Genomic DNA, 16,647 nt, shown 5'->3' with positions numbered 1-16,647 from the left:
CATGAAATTTGTGCTAATCTTCGGTCCCCAAGCTGTCGGGAAAATGACGGTAGGTCAAGAGTTAGAAAAATTAACAGGATTGAAACTGTTTCATAATCATATGACGATTGATTTGCTCGTCCCTTTTTTTGGATTTACACCGGAAATGTGGAAATTATCCGATCACTTTAGGGAGGAAATATTTAAAGCCATGGCGAAAAGCAATCAGAAGGGCTTAATATTCACCTACGTTTGGGCTTTTGACAAACAGGAGGATTGGGATTATGTCGGCCGAATTTGTGAGATCTTTCGTTCCCATGGAGCCACCATCTGTTTTGTAGAATTGGAAGCTGCATTAGCGGTGAGACTGGAGAGGAATAAAAGTCCCCATCGGCTGAAACATAAACCGACGAAGAGAAATATTGACTGGTCTGAAGTGGAGTTGAAGGAGACGTTTAAGAAACACCGCCTAAACTCATTTCCGGGAGAAATAAAGCAAGAGAATTATTTGCGAATCGATAATACCAATTTAAGCGCAGAAGCTGCTGCTAAATTAATTGGAGAACGATTTCAGCTGCTATAAAGAAAAAGTCAAGCAGGAGAAAACCTGCTTGACTTTTTTTATTTCTATTCTTCAACATTATCTTCATCTTGCGGCTGTTCATTTTCACCTTCGCCATTTTCCCCATCAGCCGGTTGTTCCGGAATTTCTTCCTCTTCTTCCGGCGGCGGGGAAGTTTCGCCAGGAATATCGATGGTAAAGGAAGCCGATTCCCCACGGACGCCTTCATTTGCTCCCCGCTGGCCGATTGGGGTGACAATAATCTGATATGTTGTTCCCGGTACAGCACCGCTAATTTCAATGCCGTTACCTTGAACAAGGTTTGAATGGACTTGACCATTTACAGATACTTCAAAGGCAGCTGGAGGACCTTGATAGCTCCAAGTTACATCAATGATGCCTCTATTTTCATCATACACCGCATTTAAGTTTTGCACTGGAGGAATATTTTCTTCTTCCTCCGCAACCGTTACTTTCACTGTTGCCGGTTCACTGCGAATTTCTTCATCTTCATTGCTTACTACGACGACTTGAATTTGATATTCTCCAGGCTCCACTTCAGAAATTGTCATCGCTGTATCCTCCGTGAGGGACAAGACTTGCATTTCGCTTCCTGCCAGTGCGGCACTGACTTCAAAGGAAACGTCCGCTTCTTCATCATACTTCCATTCTACGTGGATCGAATTTGTTTCCTCATCATATGTCGCCGTTAAACCTGTAACCGGATCGAGTTCATCAAATTTTTCGGAAACCTCTGTCGGTTCCGTCCCTTTTACAAATAATTCGGTAACAATTTCCGATGCCGGCGTAAACTCACTCGGCAATCTTGGCGGATTTGATCCTTTTTCCACTTTCACTTCAACGACGGAACTTGGACGTTCAAAATCTGGAGTTTCCAATCCTTGGGATATTTCCTGCATCGTATGCCGGAATAAATGGATCGGTACTTGTGTCCCGCCTTGAGGGATGACATCCCGGTTCCCGTTTTCATCCGTGTATCCGCCAGCCCAGGCTGCAATCGTGAAATTCGTTGTATATCCAGCAAACCAAGCATCGGGAGACCCTTCCTTATGCTCTAAGTTTGTCGTTCCCGTTTTCCCGGCAACTGGAAGTCCCGAGATGTTTGCAGCTGTACCTGTTCCTTCTCTGACGACTGTTTTTAACATATCCGTAATCATATATGCGGTGTAATCGGCCATTACCACTTCTGCATCCGGAGTTAAATCCACTTCCCGGCCGTCCTGGAAGACAACTTTCGTCACCGCATACGGCTCGTTATATATTCCTTCGTTGCCAAAAGCTCGATAAGCCCCTGCAATCTGCAGCGGGGTAACTTCCGTCTGTGAACCGCCAATCGGGTCCGTTAAGGCAATCTCATCATTTGCGAATTCGATTCCGAGATTTTCTGCAAATTGTTGGGCATTTGCCCAGCCGGCTTCATCAAACACTTTGACGGCAGGAACGTTTAATGACCATTGCAACGCGTATCGGGCGCTGACCCATCCTTGGTACTGCCGGTTCCAGTTGCGGATTGCCTTATCTGTTCCGGCAATTTCATAAGGTTTATCGTCATTAATTTGATGATAGGTAGAAATTTTATTATATTCAATGGCCGGTCCATATGCAATAATCGGCTTTGCCACTGACCCAGGCTGGCTTCCGCCATGAATGGCGTAGTTAAAGCCGCCTATATTTTCATTATTTCGGCTTCCGCCAATAGCTTTAATTGCTCCGGTTTTCGTATCGAGAACGACCATGCCAGCTTGCATTTCATCGTCTGGATAAGGAATCGGGTTCTCTTCGCTATCTTTCAATAAAAATTCGACATAATCTTGAATACTCGTATCTAACGTCGTATGAATGGTTAAACCATCAGTAAATATATTTGCCCCGTCCAGTTTCTCTTCAATTTCCTGTTGCACTTGCTGAATAAAGGCATCATATGGATTAGACTCTGGACGTTTTTCCACTAGAAGGGAAGGTATGTCCACTTGTTTTGCTTCTTCCGCTTCTTCTTCAGTGATTTTGCCATGTCTTACCATTAAATCAAGTACAGTATGCATCCGTTTTTTTGTTGCATCCGGATTTTCAAACGGATTGTATGCGGTCGGACGCTGTGGCAATCCTGCTAAGATGGCTGCTTCCGCCAATGTTAAATCGTGAAGATCCGATTTTCCGAAATACGTTTCTGCCGCTTGGGCAACCCCGTAGGAATTGGCACCGTAAAATATTTTATTTAAGTACATTTCCAAAATTTCTTCTTTGGAATATTTTCGTTCCAATTTCAATGCAAGCCATTGTTCCTGGACCTTTAATTTAATCTTTTTCTCTGGTGAGAGAAAAGATTTTTCCACCACTTGATGGGTAATCGTACTTGCACCTTGCGATCCAAATCCATCGGTAATATTGGCTAAAATAGCGCCAAACAGTCTGCGGAAATCAATGCCGTGATGCTTGAAAAAGCGGGCATCTTCCGTTGCTGTCACCGCATCAATCAAGACCTGCGGCAAATCTTCATATTCAATTTTTTTCCGATTATCTGTACCGAGAACAGCAAACTCCTTTCCGTCTTTATCAAGCAAAGAAGAGGAGAAAGGATCGGCCAGTTTCGATTCATCCAATTCAGGTGCTGTGGCTATCCAGTAGCCGAAAACTGCGGTCGTTCCAATTGCAGTTGCGAGAAAAACGATAGCCAATGCAATTAATATTTTTTTCCAAATTGATTTTTTTTGCTTCTTTTTTTGCTTTCTTCTGGCAGCTCTGCTTGCCGTTCTGCTTTGACGATTTTCAGTCACGCTCGTTACCTCCATCTCTAGAAATACAAACTATCAATTATAGCTAAATAGTCCACTCTTTTATGGAATTGAAAAGGAACGATATATCCTTCTTCTTTAATCGTTTCGTAGGGAATGGATTGCTTTCCTCCCTTTAATTTGTCGTACCAGTAGGGGAAAAGTTTCTCCGCTTCTAATAAATACGTTTCATTATGGCTGCTGAAGCGCATAATAAGAAAACAAATTCCGCCATGTTTTACAACTTGCTCCATATGGGTAATTTGATGGTCATGGATGTTAATCAGCGGAAAACTCGTTTTATTTTTCGTTTCTTTTGCTTCAAAATCTATATATTTTCCCCGATACAGGCCATTATAATCGGTAGTGGAAGCCTGTTTAAAATACGCTTCTTTAATAACAGCCGCACTTCGTTTCGGATAATCCACTTTCACGATTTGAACCGGAGTCGGTTTTTTATGAATGACAGCTCTTCCCGCATCTAAATAATATTGATTCGTCAAATTAATGTCTTCTTCCAGCGACATTCCCCGGTTGCTGTAAGATGACTGAGAGATCTGGGAGTGTGCCGCCTTTTTACCGTTTGGATAATTCATGACAAGTCCCCCTAATTAAGGATACGTTAGATAAAAGACAACTCTTACTTAAGGCAGGGTATCCCATGAAAACTATAGCGAACAATTCCTTTCTTGTCTATTATATATTAAATGAAACGAAAGCGCAGAATGTAGACAACATTTCCCGGACAAAAGCTTACGAAAGATTTTTCCGTACTTATCCCGAAATAAAATGGGCATTTTTAGCAAGCATCGTTTCCCGCAATGCTGGCTGGAATATGACCGATCTTACCATTCATCCATTTCGGACTTTATTAGGAGAGAGGGAGAGGAATCATTTATTTTTAACTTATGAAAGAGCCAATTGGCTGATTTTTTCTGATGCCTATCCTCAATTATTAGTCTACCAATTTTCGAAAAAATTTCAGAAACCGCTCTTTCATTTGCTTACTCAATTCAAGGTATCCGAATTTATGGTGAAAGAATGGAATCATTTTTGGAAAACTAAGGATGAATACCGGCTGATGGCAGCGCTTATCATTAATGAACAGCAGGTGATTGATGAATCGGTCATTCAAAAGGAAAGTTTCCAGCGGAACGTATTTAGGCAATTTCCTTACCGGGTTCAAGATGCGCTTTATTTCAATGCGGTCATCGTTCCAACGAGGAAAGGAGAATTATATGGCATATACGTCCATCAGTTTGAGAAAGTAGATAAACGAATCGAAATCGGAAAGCGAATCGCAACGCTGATTTTTTCTGAAGAACATTTTGAGGACGTGTGGAACTTTGCCAAAAATGTGGAACATACCGGTTCAAGAAAGGATTATGAGCGCTTCTTAAGCATCCGTTTACCGCAGAGCAGCGTGCTCCGTGCATGTTTTCCGAGGGTTCATCATCAGGAGATAGAGCGAAAAGACTGGTATATGAACAAAAGGGTGAGAAAGAAATGGTTCCGATATCCAGAAATAGAAACAAAACAGATCAGCCAATCCTACTACCAAAAACGAAAATGGCTTTATCGTTATGCATGGATCAAACGATTCATCATCAATATGAAGAAAAACCCAAGGTAGAACTTGGGTTTTTTCATTGTGACTGATGTCCCAATGCTATGTTGACGGACGATCAGGTCCATTTAATTTTTTATCACCTTTTATTGGGGTTCTTGCCTTTTGCTGCTGTTTTTCCTTTTGCCGAATTTCTTTGCTTTTATCCATTTTCAACCTCCTTTTCCGTTAGTTTGTCTAATTTTATAGAAAAGATGACGTTTTTCGCTTCTTTTGTAACCTTTCTTCTAGTTTTGTCGAACGTGAAGGAAATCATCAATCAATAGGGAAAAGTATACATAACTAACTAAAAATGGAGTGATGAACATGTCTGTTGCACTAAAAAAATACGAGACATTGTACACCGGCGGCGCCGATAAAAAAGAAACCGAATTCGCCTTTCAGCAAATAGCAGAGCAAATCCGGCTCATGGAACAACGTTTAATTATGAATATCCAAAAGGATATAGACAGAAAATATCAAAGGCAGCAAAATAAATTGGCGGAATTTAATGCCTCGTTGAAGAAAAACTTGGACAAGCTATGATAAAATGGTGGCAGAAGTTAGGATTTGGAGGAAGCCATCATGGATTTTGCGGAAATGAACAATAAATTATACGAACAGCTTGAACATTTGAAATCCCGTTATGAAACGGCGTCTCCGCCTGAAGACTTGCGGGACCGGGATTTTTTTTTGAAAGTAAAAGAAGCTGTGACCCCTATTTATAGCTTGCTCGACAATTGGGAGGAGGAAGCTTTAAAGCGCGTGCAGCAGCAAAGCCTCTCCGTTCACCCGCAACAGATTGCCTCTACCCGTGAAAATATGGAATTAATCGCCATGCACAGCTATTATAAAGATGTAAAGCGAAAACGGTATATGGAGCTTTATCATTCTATCCTGTATATCATCAATCAAATGCACGGAAAGTAATTTGTTTAATGCGAGACTTTCTACTCAAAAACATTTAGAAGGAGAAAGAAGATGACTGTCGATTCATTAGTGCAACAAGCGATAACTATACGAGAGCGTGCCTACGTTCCTTATTCAAAATTTCCAGTCGGCGCCGCACTTCTTACAAAGTCAGGGAAAGTGTATACCGGCTGCAATATTGAAAATGCTTCCTATTCACTGACATGCTGTGCTGAAAGAACTGCCATTTTTAAAGCTGTATCTGACGGGGAAACGGAATTTACAGCGATGGCAGTAGCAGCAGATACGGACCGGCCTGTTCCGCCTTGTGGTGCCTGCAGGCAAGTAATGAGCGAATTCTTTCAGCCGGATATGCCCATTCATCTGACCAATTTGCAAAAAGAAACAAAGACATTTCTAATGAAAGAATTGCTGCCCTTTGCCTTCCAGACGGAAGATTTATCTGAATCAAACTAAAAATAATGAGAGAAGGAAACTGGGTTTCAGTTTCCTTTTTTATGCTATAATGGGTGTATATAATTATGAACTCAAGAATAACTTAAAATTAAAGTGGTGAAGATGACGGGGTGATCAGATGAATGCAAAAAAGGCACGCTTGACTAGCAAAGATATTTTAGAAAAAGATTTTAAAACGGCTATGCGCGGATACAACCAGGATGAAGTTGACGAATTTCTAGATATAATCATACAAGATTATGAAATCTTTCAGCAGGAGATTGCCCGTTTAGAACAGGAAATCGAAAGGCTGAAGCGAAATTCGGCAGAGCAAAAAACGAGGGTTCGGCCACCGCAACAGCCACAGCCGACTCAAGTTAATTATGACGTATTAAAGCGCCTATCCAATTTGGAAAAGGCCGTTTTCGGCAAGAAATTTGCCGATGAGTAAACAAACTTTCCATCGGCTGGAAACACTGTTTCATAACCTTAGTTAAACGAACCTATGCTTTTATTGGCAATGACATCCATTGACGAATTTGCACGATATGTTATGATATTAACACAAGAAAGATTAAATACTCCCGTAATCGCTGCATGACGCTTGTCATGTAGAGGAAAGTCCATGCTCACACAGGCTGAGATGCCTGTAGTGTTCGTGCTTGACGAAATCATAAGTCAAGGTAGCCCTTCGGGCTAACGGCAGGATCCGTTCCTAAGTCTGTTACAGATATGGAACCATATCCTTTAAAGTGCCACAGAGACGAGCTGAAATGGAAACATTTCAGGTGGAACGCGGTAAACCCCACGAGTGAGCAACCCAAAATATGGTAGGGGCACCCTTCAGTAGGGAAATGAACCGAACGAGGGACAGGTTTAACAACCTGTAGACAGATGATTACACCGGCGTACGAGGCTGACCACCGTTTGCAGTACAATGGAACAGAACATGGCTTATGGAGTATTTAATCGGTCACAGGCAAATAAAAATAATCGGAGAAAGTCTTTTTATAGCTTAGCTATGAAAAGACTTTTTTACTTTTCTTATGGTACACTAAGGGAAAATTTAACAAAGAAAGGAAAGCGAAGATGCAAAAATTGACATTTGCAGCAACGGCAGCAATGGGACTGGAAGCACTTGTCGGAAAAGAAATTGAACAGCTTGGATACGAAAAAAAAGTGGAAAATGGAAAAGTAATTTTTGAAGCGCCGGTTACGGCCATCCCCCGCTGCAATCTTTGGCTCCGTACAGCGGACAGGCTGAAAATAATTGTCGGCACCTTCAAAGCAACAACCTTCGATGAACTATTTGAAGGAACGAAAGCATTGCCGTGGGAACAATATATCTCAGAAGACGGGCAGTTTCCCGTTATCGGAAAATCAGTGAAATCCCAGTTGCATAGTGTTCCCGATTGCCAAAAAATTGTAAAGAAGGCCGTGGCAGAAAGGCTGAAACGAAAACATGGCATTGCCTACAACATGCCGGAAACCGGGGCGCTCTACCGGATCGAAATCTCTTTATTAAAGGATGTTGCCACACTAACGATAGACACGTCCGGCTCCGGCTTACACAAGCGGGGCTATCGCGTCGGTCAGGGAGAGGCTCCATTAAAAGAGACAATGGCAGCAGCACTCGTTCTGTTAACAAATTGGAAACCGGATGATCCTTTCATTGATCCATTTTGCGGTTCAGGAACCATTCCGATTGAAGCTGCACTTATCGGACAAAACATCGCCCCCGGCTTTAATCGGGAGTTTGTCAGCGAAGACTGGTTTTATATGAAAGAAAAATATTGGCAGGAAGCGTATGAAGAAGCGGAGGATATGGCTAATTATGACCAGCCGTTGGATATACACGGTACGGACATTGATCACCGAATGATCGAAATAGCGGAGAAAAATGCCTTTGAAGCCGGACTGGCAGATTTAATCCGCTGGAAACAGATGCAAGTTAAAGATCTTACAATTAAAGAAAAAAATGGCTATCTCGTTGGCAATCCGCCCTATGGACAGCGGCTGAAGGACGAAAAGGAAGTTTTTCAAATTTACCATGATTTAGGGCAAGTGATGAATAATCATCCAACTTGGAGTGTATACATATTAACCGCCTTTGAACAGTTTGAAAAAGCTTACGGAAAAAAGGCAACGAAAAAAAGAAAACTGTTTAACGGCTTTATTCAAACAAATTATTATCAATATTTTGGCCAAAAAGAGAAGGGGGATTAAAAAAGTGGGAGAACATATCGAGCAGCAGTTTAGAGAATATTTGCAAGAGATGGACGCCTACCGGGAGGCAATTTCCTTAATCCATTGGGACTTAAGGACAAAAATCCCAAAAAAAGGGGTGGAACAACGGTCGAAAGTAGTAGGTCTGTTCGCGCAAAAATTGCATGACATGCAAACATCCGACGTGATGAAACATTTTATCGATTCCTTAAAAGATAAAAATACGGATCCAATTATAAAAAAAGCAGTGGCGGAATGTGAAGAAATATATTTACGCAATAAAAAAATCCCAAAGGATGAATATAAAGAGTTTGTTACTTTGCAATCCAAATCCGAGGCGATTTGGCAGGAAGCAAGAGAAAAGGACGATTTTTCCCTGTTTCAGCCTTATTTAGAAAAAATAGTCCAATTTAATCAAAAGTTTGCTTCCTATTGGGGATATGAAGACCATATTTACGATGCCTTGCTGCATAATTATGAACCGGGAGTGACAACACGTCTCCTCGATGAAGTATTTTCTTCCTTGAGACAATCACTGTCCGAAATATTGAAAAAAATAAACGAAAGCAAAAACAAACCAGATACTTCGATCGTAAAATCTCATTTTCCGAAAGAGAGCCAAAAAGCTTTTACTGTAGATATTTTAAAAGAAATCGGCTATGACTTTGAAGCAGGAAGGCTGGATGAAACGATTCATCCTTTTGAAATAACCCTCAACCGCAATGACGTGCGCATCACGACCCGATATGACGAAAATGATTTTCAGATGGCGGTATTCGGTACGATCCACGAAATGGGCCATGCTTTATATGAACAGCATATAGATGCAACATTAGCTGGAACTCCGCTGGCAACTGGCACATCGATGGGAATTCATGAATCCCAATCGCTTTTTTGGGAAAACTATATAGGCAGAAGCCTGTCCTTCTGGAAAAAATATTATCCATTATTTCAGTCCTATGCACCGAAACATTTCCAGTCGGTTCCCCTTGAGGACTTTTACCGTGCCATCAATAAAGTTACACCTTCTCTGATTCGTATTGAAGCAGACGAAGTAACTTATCCATTCCATATTATGGTTCGTTTCGAACTGGAAAAAGGATTAATCAATGGGGACATTGCCGTCAAGGATTTACCCGGATTATGGAATGAAAAAATGGAAGAATATTTAGGAATTCGAGTACCTACAGACCTGGAAGGGGTATTGCAGGACATCCACTGGGCAGGGGGAGACTTTGGCTACTTTCCTTCCTACGCATTAGGCCTGTTGTATGGAGCACAGTTTTATCATCGTTTAGGTGAAGAAGTGAATATCAATAACGCAATTGAAGAAGGGAATTTCCAGCCTATAATTCAATGGCTCGAACGACATATTTACCGATACGGCAAAATGAAAAAGCCGCTGGAGATTTTGCAAGATGTAACAAAAGAGGGCTTAAATCCAGACTATTTTATAGCCTATTTAAGGGAGAAATATTCAAAAATCTACTGATAATCTTTTGGGGAAAATACGACGACATAGGTGAAGAAATTGACATATGTGATTTCTGTCGGACGAAGCATCCCTCCGTATCAGATGGAACAAGCAGAAGCGAAAATGTTAGTGAAAGAATTATTTCGCTATACTTCAAAACAGGTAGATCGGCTGCTCCCTGTCTTTGATAATGCGGAAGTGAAAGCGAGGCAATTCGTCGTTGACGTGCCTTGGTTTAAAAAGGAGCATACTTTTGAAGAGAAAAATCAGCTCTATCAAAAGTATGCCCTTGAGCATGCGTTAAAAGCGAGCGACGACTGTTTACATAATATGGATTTCTTAAAAACACCGATTCCTTATGAAGCAATTGATATGATTATTTTCGTATCAAGCACGGGCTTAGCAACGCCAACCATCGATGCCCATCTGTTAAATGAGCGTCCTTTTCGAGAAAATTTAATTCGTGTCCCTTTATGGGGCTTAGGCTGTGCCGGTGGAGCGATGGGCCTGGCCAGAGCTTTTGACTGGACGACAGCATATCCGCAAGCAGCTGTTCTAGTCATCTGCTGCGAATTGGTGAGTCTAACGTTTCAAAAAGGGGATGTGAAAAAGAGCAATATTGTTGGTACAGCATTATTTGGTGATGGAATTAGCGCCGCTTTAATTATTGGCGAAAAATCACCGCTATTGTCCTATCGGAAAAAATCGACCCCCAAAATTATAGCTGCCAGTTCCTTTACGAAACGGAACAGTACGGGAGTTATGGGCTGGAACATTACGAACAGCGGGCTGGAGGTCGTTTTTTCCAAAAGCATTCCCGCCTTAATTCACTCTTTTTGGAAGGAACATATAAACGAATTTATTCGCGAGCAAAATTTGCATAAAGATGCCATTCATTCTTTCATCGCCCACCCAGGGGGAAAGAAAGTGCTGGAGGCAATGGAAGAGGTGCTCAACTGTTCCCGGGACAAACTGTATTATTCCTACCAAGTATTAAAACATCACGGAAATATGTCGTCAGCTACAGTGCTTCACGTTTTAGGACAATGGATGAAAGAAAATATACGGCAAGGGGAAAAGAGTATTTTATCGGCCCTGGGGCCAGGCTTTAGTTCGGAATTACTGGCATTGGAGTGGGAATAAAATGAGTGGCTTATTGTGGACTTTTTTCCTTTTTCTTGTCGTGCAGCGTCTGTGCGAATTGGTCATAGCGAGAAGGAATGAAAAATGGATGAAGGAGAGAGGAGGGCTGGAAAGGGGAGAGGAGCATTATAAGTATTTTGTTTTCCTGCACCTTCTTTTTTTCCTTTCAATTTTGACGGAAGTATTTTTGCTGAAGGGGATTGTAATCCCATTCCAGCCTGCCTTTTTTATCGTTTTCCTGCTGGCACAGATAGCTAGAATCTGGTGTATCCAAAGTCTGGGAAAGTTCTGGAATACGAAAGTAATCGTATTGCCCGATTTTCCGCTCGTTAAAAGGGGACCGTACCGGTATATAAAGCATCCGAATTATATTATCGTCGGGATTGAGCTTTTTGTTATTCCGCTCCTATTCGGTGCTATTATTACGAGTGTCATATTTCCGTTTCTCCATATCGTGCTGATTAAATATATCCGACTTCCGGTAGAGGAGAGGGCATTGGAAGAAGTCATGACCAACAATAGGAAAGAGGACAGCGATTAACACTGTCCTCTTTTCGTTTAACTGTTTCCGATTGGCCAATCAAATGGCGGCGATCCTGGAGGTGCATTTTGAATCACATCCATGATCGGAACGGTATATGCGAATAGGATTAATGCAATGGTAATTGCAATCCAAAGCTTCCAGTTCTCAAGCCACATTGGTGTCGGTTCGGCATTTTCTTCTTCCTCTGCAATAGGGAATTCTTCTTCACCCTTAGGTGCAAAGAAAGCAAGTTTTGCAACGATGTAAACCATTAAGATAATCGCAATGAATAGAATTGAACCGCCAATGGCTTGGGCTAACTGATACCAGCCCCACTCAGCTGCTTGTTCTGTACCGCCGTAGTCCGAGAAGTTCGAACGTCTTGGTCCGCCAAGCAAACCTTGAATGTGCATTGCTGCAGACATGATGGTCATTCCGATAGCCCATAGGTACGTTTGAACGAGACCAAGATTATTGATTGATTTCGTTAACGTACGGCCGGTTAAATGCGGGATTAGCCAGTATGCAACCCCAAAGAATGTCAGTACAACCGTTGTTGCTACCGTTAAATGGAAGTGACCTGTAACCCAGATCGTGTTATGAACTAGAGAGTTCATTTGGTGGGAAGCGTTGATAATACCGCCCGCACCGCCAGGGATAAATGCAAGCATACCTACGAATGGCGCTACGAAACGAACGTCTTTCCATGGCAGATGTTTCAGCCAGCCAAATAAACCGCCGTAACCTTTTTTGCGTCCAGTAATTTCAAACGTTGCAAACATGGAGAACGCTGTCATTAAACTTGGAATAACTACCATTAACGTCAGTACAACTTGGATAAACTTCCAAGTAGAATCCAATCCTGGTTCAGTCAATTGGTGATGCAACCCAACCGGAATGGAGAAGAATAGGAACAATACAAAGGATAATCTTGCTAAAGCGTCACTAAAGATTTTTCCGCCGATAATTTTTGGAATAATTGCGTACCAAGCCATGTAAGCTGGCAATAACCAGAAATATACAAGCGGGTGACCAAAGTACCAGAATAACGTTCTGCTTAGCAGTACGTTAATGGACGGAATCCAACCAAGGGACCATGGAATAATGTGGAATAACACACTTACTGCGACTCCAATACTACAAATCAACCACATTGCCATGTTAATACATACCATAAAGGCAAGTAGTGGTGATTTTTCACCCGGATGTTTCTTTTTCCATACTGCTAATTGATGAAAGTTTACAAATGCAGCAATCCAGCTTCCGACGATAACTAACGTTAAGCCGATGTAAAAAGCAGGATGTGCCTGCAATGGTGCGTAGAACGTATAAAGTACACTAGCTTTACCTAATAGAATCGTTGTTGCTGTAATAGCAGTTCCGATCGTCATCGTCCAGAAACTGAGCCAACCTAACCGGCGCTGGCGATCAGAAATTCCAACCGTTTTACCCATTAGTGCAAATTGGAAACCGATAATAAAGAATGTCGTTAGTACGAGCGCCAAAATAACACCGTGAACGGTTAATACTTGATAGTAATCAATTCCGGCTGGCAAAGTGAAGTGTCCAGAGCGAACCAAGACTTGCAAAAGTCCCATTAATCCACCAATTAATAAAGCGATAAATGCTACATAAATAAAGGACATGTAAAGTCTTGATTCTTGTTTCGTAATGACTAAAGGCAACCTTTCATCTTGATAGGTTTCCAGCTTTTCAATCGCCATTATTCAACCACCTCCACTGTGGCATACATTAAATGATGTCCTGTACCACAATATTCGTTACATACAAGGGTGTACTCCCCAGGCTTTTTAAAGGTTACTTCCATGCTGCTGATATATCCAGGTTCAACCATCATATTTGCGTTTGTACCTGCGATGTTAAAACCGTGGATTACATCAGGAGTGGTTGCTTGAATCAATACTTTCGAATCTTTAGGAATTTGAATATGTTTTACAGGTTTGCCGTCTTCGTCAACCCCTAAATCGTAGTTAAAAGCAGATGCAACTACGTTTAAAACATATTTTCCGTCACCAATTTCATGGAGTCCTAAGTTTTCTTTTTTAAATGCTTCATTTGCTTCAATGTTTTCCGGATCGATTACAATCCCGTGACTTTGCGGATGGGTGCCGAGATAGAAAGCACCAAAGCCAAGAATGACTAAGAATACAATTAGTCCGCCAATACCGGCAATTAACCAGTATTTCTCAAACTTGTGAATGTGCATGAGTTATCCTCCTTTTGTTAAAATCCTCTTGAGAGAAAGAGCGTAAATGCTCCTACCCAAGTAATCACAATGAATAATCCTACGAGAGAAACAGAAGCTAAAGTTCCTCTTAAATCAGGTTCTTTGTCATGATGTACTTTTTTCTCTTTTGCACTCATTAATTTTCACCCCTTTGAATTAGGATTACTTCTAATTTCATCATACACAATAAAACTATGATTTTAAGCACATCCGAGGACGTTTCACAATTTGTTCAAGAACGCACAAACTTATTGATTTATAGGTTTTTCTAACTAAATGGTTAAAAAAGAATGTGAATGATTTGTGAATAAAACGAAGTAAATTTCTGTCAAAGGAGGAGAATTGTTCCTTGAATTTCCCGATTGAAATGGGGGAAGTTAATCGATAAATAGAAGAAGCTTTTTAGAGGCCTGTCCGACTTTGCGGCAAATATTAGAAGAAGCTGGAAGGTTTAAAAGGATATTCTAAGGGAAGTGTAAAGCTATAAAATCCATGACTGCAATAAAGAAGGTGTCTTTATAGGACACCTTCTCACCTTTATATACAATTGTTCTTTATTTTTTTACAACATTTGCTGCTTGTGGTCCGCGTTCGCCTTCAACGATTTCGAATGTAACTTCTTGCCCCTCTTCTAGTGACTTGAAGCCTTCTTCCTGAATAGCGGAATAATGTACAAAAACATCATTTCCTTCTTCAATTTGAATGAACCCGTAACCTTTTTCTGCATTAAACCATTTTACTACACCGTTTTGCATTTCAATCCTCCTAAAAACTTTCACGTAACACGTGTTAATACAAAGGAGAGGGACAAATTGCATTAAAAAAAGGCAACCTCGTTATAGAAGTGTAGGATCACTGTTACATCCACTTCTACTTGAAGCTGCCTGTTTATTAATGAATCCGTACATCTTCTTTGCTTGCCATTACTATAGCTTAAATGGAAGAATTAGTCAAGAATTTGATACATTTTTTTGCAAATTTATCTTGTACAATGAAATTGCATGCATAAGTGATTGACAGAAGGGAAGAGCGAAGATGAAAACTGATATTGAAATTGCACAACAAGCAACGCTAAAACCAATTGAGCAAATTGCTGAACAATTGGAGTTAGCGGAAGAAGATTGGGAACCATTTGGTCGTACGAAAGCAAAAATATCTGACCGGCTGCTGCAAAAATTGGAAGATAAGCCGGACGGCAAGGTTATTCTCGTCACTTCCATTAATCCGACCCCAGCGGGAGAAGGAAAGTCTACCGTTGCCGTCGGTTTAGGACAAGCATTAAACAAAATTGGCAAAAAGGCAATCATTGCTTTACGGGAACCGTCCCTGGGGCCGGTTATGGGAATAAAAGGAGGAGCGGCCGGCGGCGGCTATTCTCAAGTTTTGCCGATGGAAGAGATTAATTTGCATTTTACCGGGGATTTACATGCGATAACCGCAGCGAACAATTTATTGGCTGCCATTATCGATAATCATATTCATCAAGGAAATGCGTTAAACATTGATCCGCGAAGAATTGAATGGAAACGGGTTATGGATATGAATGACCGCAGCTTGCGGAATATCATCGTCGGTCTTGGCGGGCCGAAACAAGGGAGCCCTAGAGAAGATCATTTTCAGATAACCGTAGCATCGGAAATTATGGCGATACTTTGTTTAGCAAAAGACTTGGAAGATTTAAAAGAACGGCTTTCCAACATTGTCATCGGCTATACGTACGACGAACAGCCTGTCCAAGTTCGGGATCTGGAGGTAGAAGGGGCGCTTACCCTATTATTAAAGGATGCGATAAAACCGAATCTGGTGCAGACGACGGAAAATACGCCTGCCATTATCCACGGCGGACCGTTTGCGAATATTGCCCACGGATGCAACAGTATTATGGCAACAAAAACAGCGCAGAAACTTGCCGATTATGTTGTGACGGAAGCCGGATTTGGCGCGGATTTAGGTGCAGAAAAATTTCTCGACATTAAATCCCGAATCGGCAAAATCCGAACTGACGCAGTAGTAATTGTCGCGACAATCCGCGCGTTAAAAATGCACGGCGGTGTACCGAAAGATGCATTAAAAGAAGAAAATCTCGAAGCCCTGAAAGAAGGAGTAAAAAATTTACAGAAACATATCGAAACGATTAAGCATTTCGGACTGCCTTTCGTTGTAGCAATTAATAAGTTTCCGACAGACACGGAACAGGAGCTTGAATGGGTGGAGAGATGGTGTCTTGAACAGGATATTGACGTGGCTCTGACGGATGTATGGGGGAAAGGAGGAGAGGGAGGAATTTTGCTTGCGAAAAAAGTTGTGGAAAAAGCAGCTTCTCCCCAAACTTTCCAGCCGATATATGAATTAGAAGATTCGTTAGAAGCAAAAATCCGCAAAATTGCCCAAATTGTCTACGGTGCGAAAGATATCGAACTTTCGCCCAAAGCACAGCAGCAAATCGCATATTACGAAAAACAAGGCTGGGGCAATCTTCCGGTATGCATGGCGAAAACCCAATATTCTCTGTCGGATGACCCGAAAAAGATTGGCCGCCCAGAAAACTTTATGATTCACATCCGGGAACTCAAACCGTCTGTCGGAGCAGGCTTTATCGTTGTCCTTACGGGCGATGTCATGACGATGCCGGGATTGCCTAAAAAGCCGGCAGCATTAAATATGAATGTGGAAAACAGCGGGAAAATTACCGGTCTGTTTTAAACTTATCGCAAAAGTGCAAACAAGTT

General features: G+C 41.5%; 17 protein-coding genes and 1 other RNA gene. 12 read left to right on the top strand and 6 right to left on the bottom strand.

What is annotated here, in order from left to right:
• Nucleotide 1: 1 nt before the first annotated feature.
• Complete coding sequence (locus IEV18_RS08970) at nt 2-562, top strand: ATP-binding protein (protein WP_188392055.1); 561 nt, start codon at nt 2-4, stop codon at nt 560-562.
• Nucleotides 563-606: 44 nt separating this feature from the next.
• Here IEV18_RS08970 and IEV18_RS08965 read toward each other — a convergent pair whose 3' ends face one another.
• Both IEV18_RS08965 and recU read right to left on the bottom strand, forming a co-directional pair.
• On the bottom strand, nt 607-3,336 hold the full coding sequence (locus tag IEV18_RS08965; RefSeq protein WP_188392054.1) for a PBP1A family penicillin-binding protein: 2,730 nt from the start codon (nt 3,334-3,336) through the stop codon (nt 607-609).
• Between the two features lie 17 nt (nt 3,337-3,353).
• On the bottom strand, nt 3,354-3,929 hold the full coding sequence (gene recU / locus IEV18_RS08960) for a Holliday junction resolvase RecU (protein WP_188392053.1): 576 nt from the start codon (nt 3,927-3,929) through the stop codon (nt 3,354-3,356).
• A gap of 65 nt (nt 3,930-3,994) precedes the next feature.
• On the opposite strand from recU, the gene IEV18_RS08955 reads away from it, so the two are divergent.
• The 10 genes from IEV18_RS08955 (at nt 3,995) to IEV18_RS08910 (ending at nt 11,688) form a co-directional block, all read left to right on the top strand.
• The gene (locus IEV18_RS08955) at nt 3,995-4,966 is read left to right on the top strand and encodes a DUF2515 family protein (protein WP_188392052.1); all 972 of its coding nucleotides are present in this window, start codon (nt 3,995-3,997) and stop codon (nt 4,964-4,966) included.
• A gap of 300 nt (nt 4,967-5,266) precedes the next feature.
• The gene (locus IEV18_RS08950; RefSeq protein ID WP_188392051.1) at nt 5,267-5,485 is read left to right on the top strand and encodes a hypothetical protein; all 219 of its coding nucleotides are present in this window, start codon (nt 5,267-5,269) and stop codon (nt 5,483-5,485) included.
• Between the two features lie 39 nt (nt 5,486-5,524).
• On the top strand, nt 5,525-5,869 hold the full coding sequence (locus IEV18_RS08945) for a DUF1798 family protein (protein ID WP_188392050.1): 345 nt from the start codon (nt 5,525-5,527) through the stop codon (nt 5,867-5,869).
• Nucleotides 5,870-5,920: 51 nt separating this feature from the next.
• Nucleotides 5,921-6,325, top strand: a complete 405-nt coding sequence (locus IEV18_RS08940; RefSeq protein ID WP_188392049.1) for a cytidine deaminase — start codon at nt 5,921-5,923, stop codon at nt 6,323-6,325.
• Between the two features lie 118 nt (nt 6,326-6,443).
• Nucleotides 6,444-6,755, top strand: coding sequence for a cell division regulator GpsB (gene gpsB / locus IEV18_RS08935; RefSeq protein ID WP_188392048.1), 312 nt, complete (start codon nt 6,444-6,446; stop codon nt 6,753-6,755).
• A 127-nt stretch (nt 6,756-6,882) separates the two neighbouring features.
• An RNA gene (gene rnpB / locus IEV18_RS08930) (RNase P RNA component class B) lies at nt 6,883-7,266 on the top strand.
• A 127-nt stretch (nt 7,267-7,393) separates the two neighbouring features.
• Entirely contained in the window at nt 7,394-8,530 is a 1,137-nt protein-coding gene (locus IEV18_RS08925) for a THUMP domain-containing class I SAM-dependent RNA methyltransferase (RefSeq protein WP_188392047.1), read from the top strand.
• Nucleotides 8,531-8,534: 4 nt separating this feature from the next.
• Nucleotides 8,535-10,022 (top strand): carboxypeptidase M32, encoded by a 1,488-nt coding sequence (locus IEV18_RS08920; RefSeq protein ID WP_188392046.1) that lies wholly within the window; start codon nt 8,535-8,537, stop codon nt 10,020-10,022.
• A gap of 30 nt (nt 10,023-10,052) precedes the next feature.
• Complete coding sequence (locus IEV18_RS08915; protein WP_229733611.1) at nt 10,053-11,147, top strand: type III polyketide synthase; 1,095 nt, start codon at nt 10,053-10,055, stop codon at nt 11,145-11,147.
• Between the two features lies 1 nt (nt 11,148).
• Complete coding sequence (locus tag IEV18_RS08910) at nt 11,149-11,688, top strand: isoprenylcysteine carboxyl methyltransferase family protein (protein ID WP_188392044.1); 540 nt, start codon at nt 11,149-11,151, stop codon at nt 11,686-11,688.
• A gap of 17 nt (nt 11,689-11,705) precedes the next feature.
• On the opposite strand, the gene IEV18_RS08905 is transcribed toward IEV18_RS08910, so the two are convergent.
• From IEV18_RS08905 to IEV18_RS08890, 4 genes are all read right to left on the bottom strand, one after another.
• Nucleotides 11,706-13,316 (bottom strand): b(o/a)3-type cytochrome-c oxidase subunit 1, encoded by a 1,611-nt coding sequence (locus IEV18_RS08905; protein ID WP_373281905.1) that lies wholly within the window; start codon nt 13,314-13,316, stop codon nt 11,706-11,708.
• Nucleotides 13,317-13,393: 77 nt separating this feature from the next.
• On the bottom strand, nt 13,394-13,897 hold the full coding sequence (locus IEV18_RS08900; protein ID WP_188392042.1) for a cytochrome c oxidase subunit II: 504 nt from the start codon (nt 13,895-13,897) through the stop codon (nt 13,394-13,396).
• A gap of 17 nt (nt 13,898-13,914) precedes the next feature.
• Nucleotides 13,915-14,055: a cytochrome c oxidase subunit 2A gene (locus IEV18_RS08895; protein WP_188392041.1), complete on the bottom strand. Its 141-nt coding sequence runs from the start codon at nt 14,053-14,055 to the stop codon at nt 13,915-13,917.
• 417 nt (nt 14,056-14,472) lie between these two features.
• Nucleotides 14,473-14,673: a cold-shock protein gene (locus tag IEV18_RS08890; RefSeq protein WP_188392040.1), complete on the bottom strand. Its 201-nt coding sequence runs from the start codon at nt 14,671-14,673 to the stop codon at nt 14,473-14,475.
• A 280-nt stretch (nt 14,674-14,953) separates the two neighbouring features.
• On the opposite strand from IEV18_RS08890, the gene IEV18_RS08885 reads away from it, so the two are divergent.
• Entirely contained in the window at nt 14,954-16,621 is a 1,668-nt protein-coding gene (locus IEV18_RS08885; RefSeq protein ID WP_188392039.1) for a formate--tetrahydrofolate ligase, read from the top strand.
• Nucleotides 16,622-16,647: the final 26 nt, after the last annotated feature.

The sequence above is a fragment of the Compostibacillus humi genome (genome assembly GCF_014637175.1).
GTDB classification, from domain to species: domain Bacteria; phylum Bacillota; class Bacilli; order Bacillales; family Amphibacillaceae; genus Oceanobacillus; species Oceanobacillus humi.
This window is presented reverse-complemented; position numbering and strand designations above follow the sequence as displayed.

Excerpts from the sequence above, each read along its gene's own strand:
- recU (WP_188392053.1), bottom strand. The coding sequence starts at position 3,929 with ATGAATTATCCAAACGGTAAAAAGGCGGCACACTCCCAGATCTCTCAG.
- IEV18_RS08910 (WP_188392044.1), top strand. The coding sequence starts at position 11,149 with ATGAGTGGCTTATTGTGGACTTTTTTCCTTTTTCTTGTCGTGCAGCGT.
- IEV18_RS08905 (WP_373281905.1), bottom strand. The coding sequence starts at position 13,316 with ATGTCCTTTATTTATGTAGCATTTATCGCTTTATTAATTGGTGGATTA.
- IEV18_RS08945 (WP_188392050.1), top strand. The coding sequence starts at position 5,525 with ATGGATTTTGCGGAAATGAACAATAAATTATACGAACAGCTTGAACAT.
- IEV18_RS08895 (WP_188392041.1), bottom strand. The coding sequence starts at position 14,055 with ATGAGTGCAAAAGAGAAAAAAGTACATCATGACAAAGAACCTGATTTA.
- IEV18_RS08955 (WP_188392052.1), top strand. The coding sequence starts at position 3,995 with ATGAAAACTATAGCGAACAATTCCTTTCTTGTCTATTATATATTAAAT.
- gpsB (WP_188392048.1), top strand. The coding sequence starts at position 6,444 with ATGAATGCAAAAAAGGCACGCTTGACTAGCAAAGATATTTTAGAAAAA.
- IEV18_RS08925 (WP_188392047.1), top strand. The coding sequence starts at position 7,394 with ATGCAAAAATTGACATTTGCAGCAACGGCAGCAATGGGACTGGAAGCA.
- IEV18_RS08970 (WP_188392055.1), top strand. The coding sequence starts at position 2 with ATGAAATTTGTGCTAATCTTCGGTCCCCAAGCTGTCGGGAAAATGACG.
- IEV18_RS08940 (WP_188392049.1), top strand. The coding sequence starts at position 5,921 with ATGACTGTCGATTCATTAGTGCAACAAGCGATAACTATACGAGAGCGT.
- IEV18_RS08890 (WP_188392040.1), bottom strand. The coding sequence starts at position 14,673 with ATGCAAAACGGTGTAGTAAAATGGTTTAATGCAGAAAAAGGTTACGGG.
- IEV18_RS08885 (WP_188392039.1), top strand. The coding sequence starts at position 14,954 with ATGAAAACTGATATTGAAATTGCACAACAAGCAACGCTAAAACCAATT.
- IEV18_RS08900 (WP_188392042.1), bottom strand. The coding sequence starts at position 13,897 with ATGCACATTCACAAGTTTGAGAAATACTGGTTAATTGCCGGTATTGGC.
- IEV18_RS08950 (WP_188392051.1), top strand. The coding sequence starts at position 5,267 with ATGTCTGTTGCACTAAAAAAATACGAGACATTGTACACCGGCGGCGCC.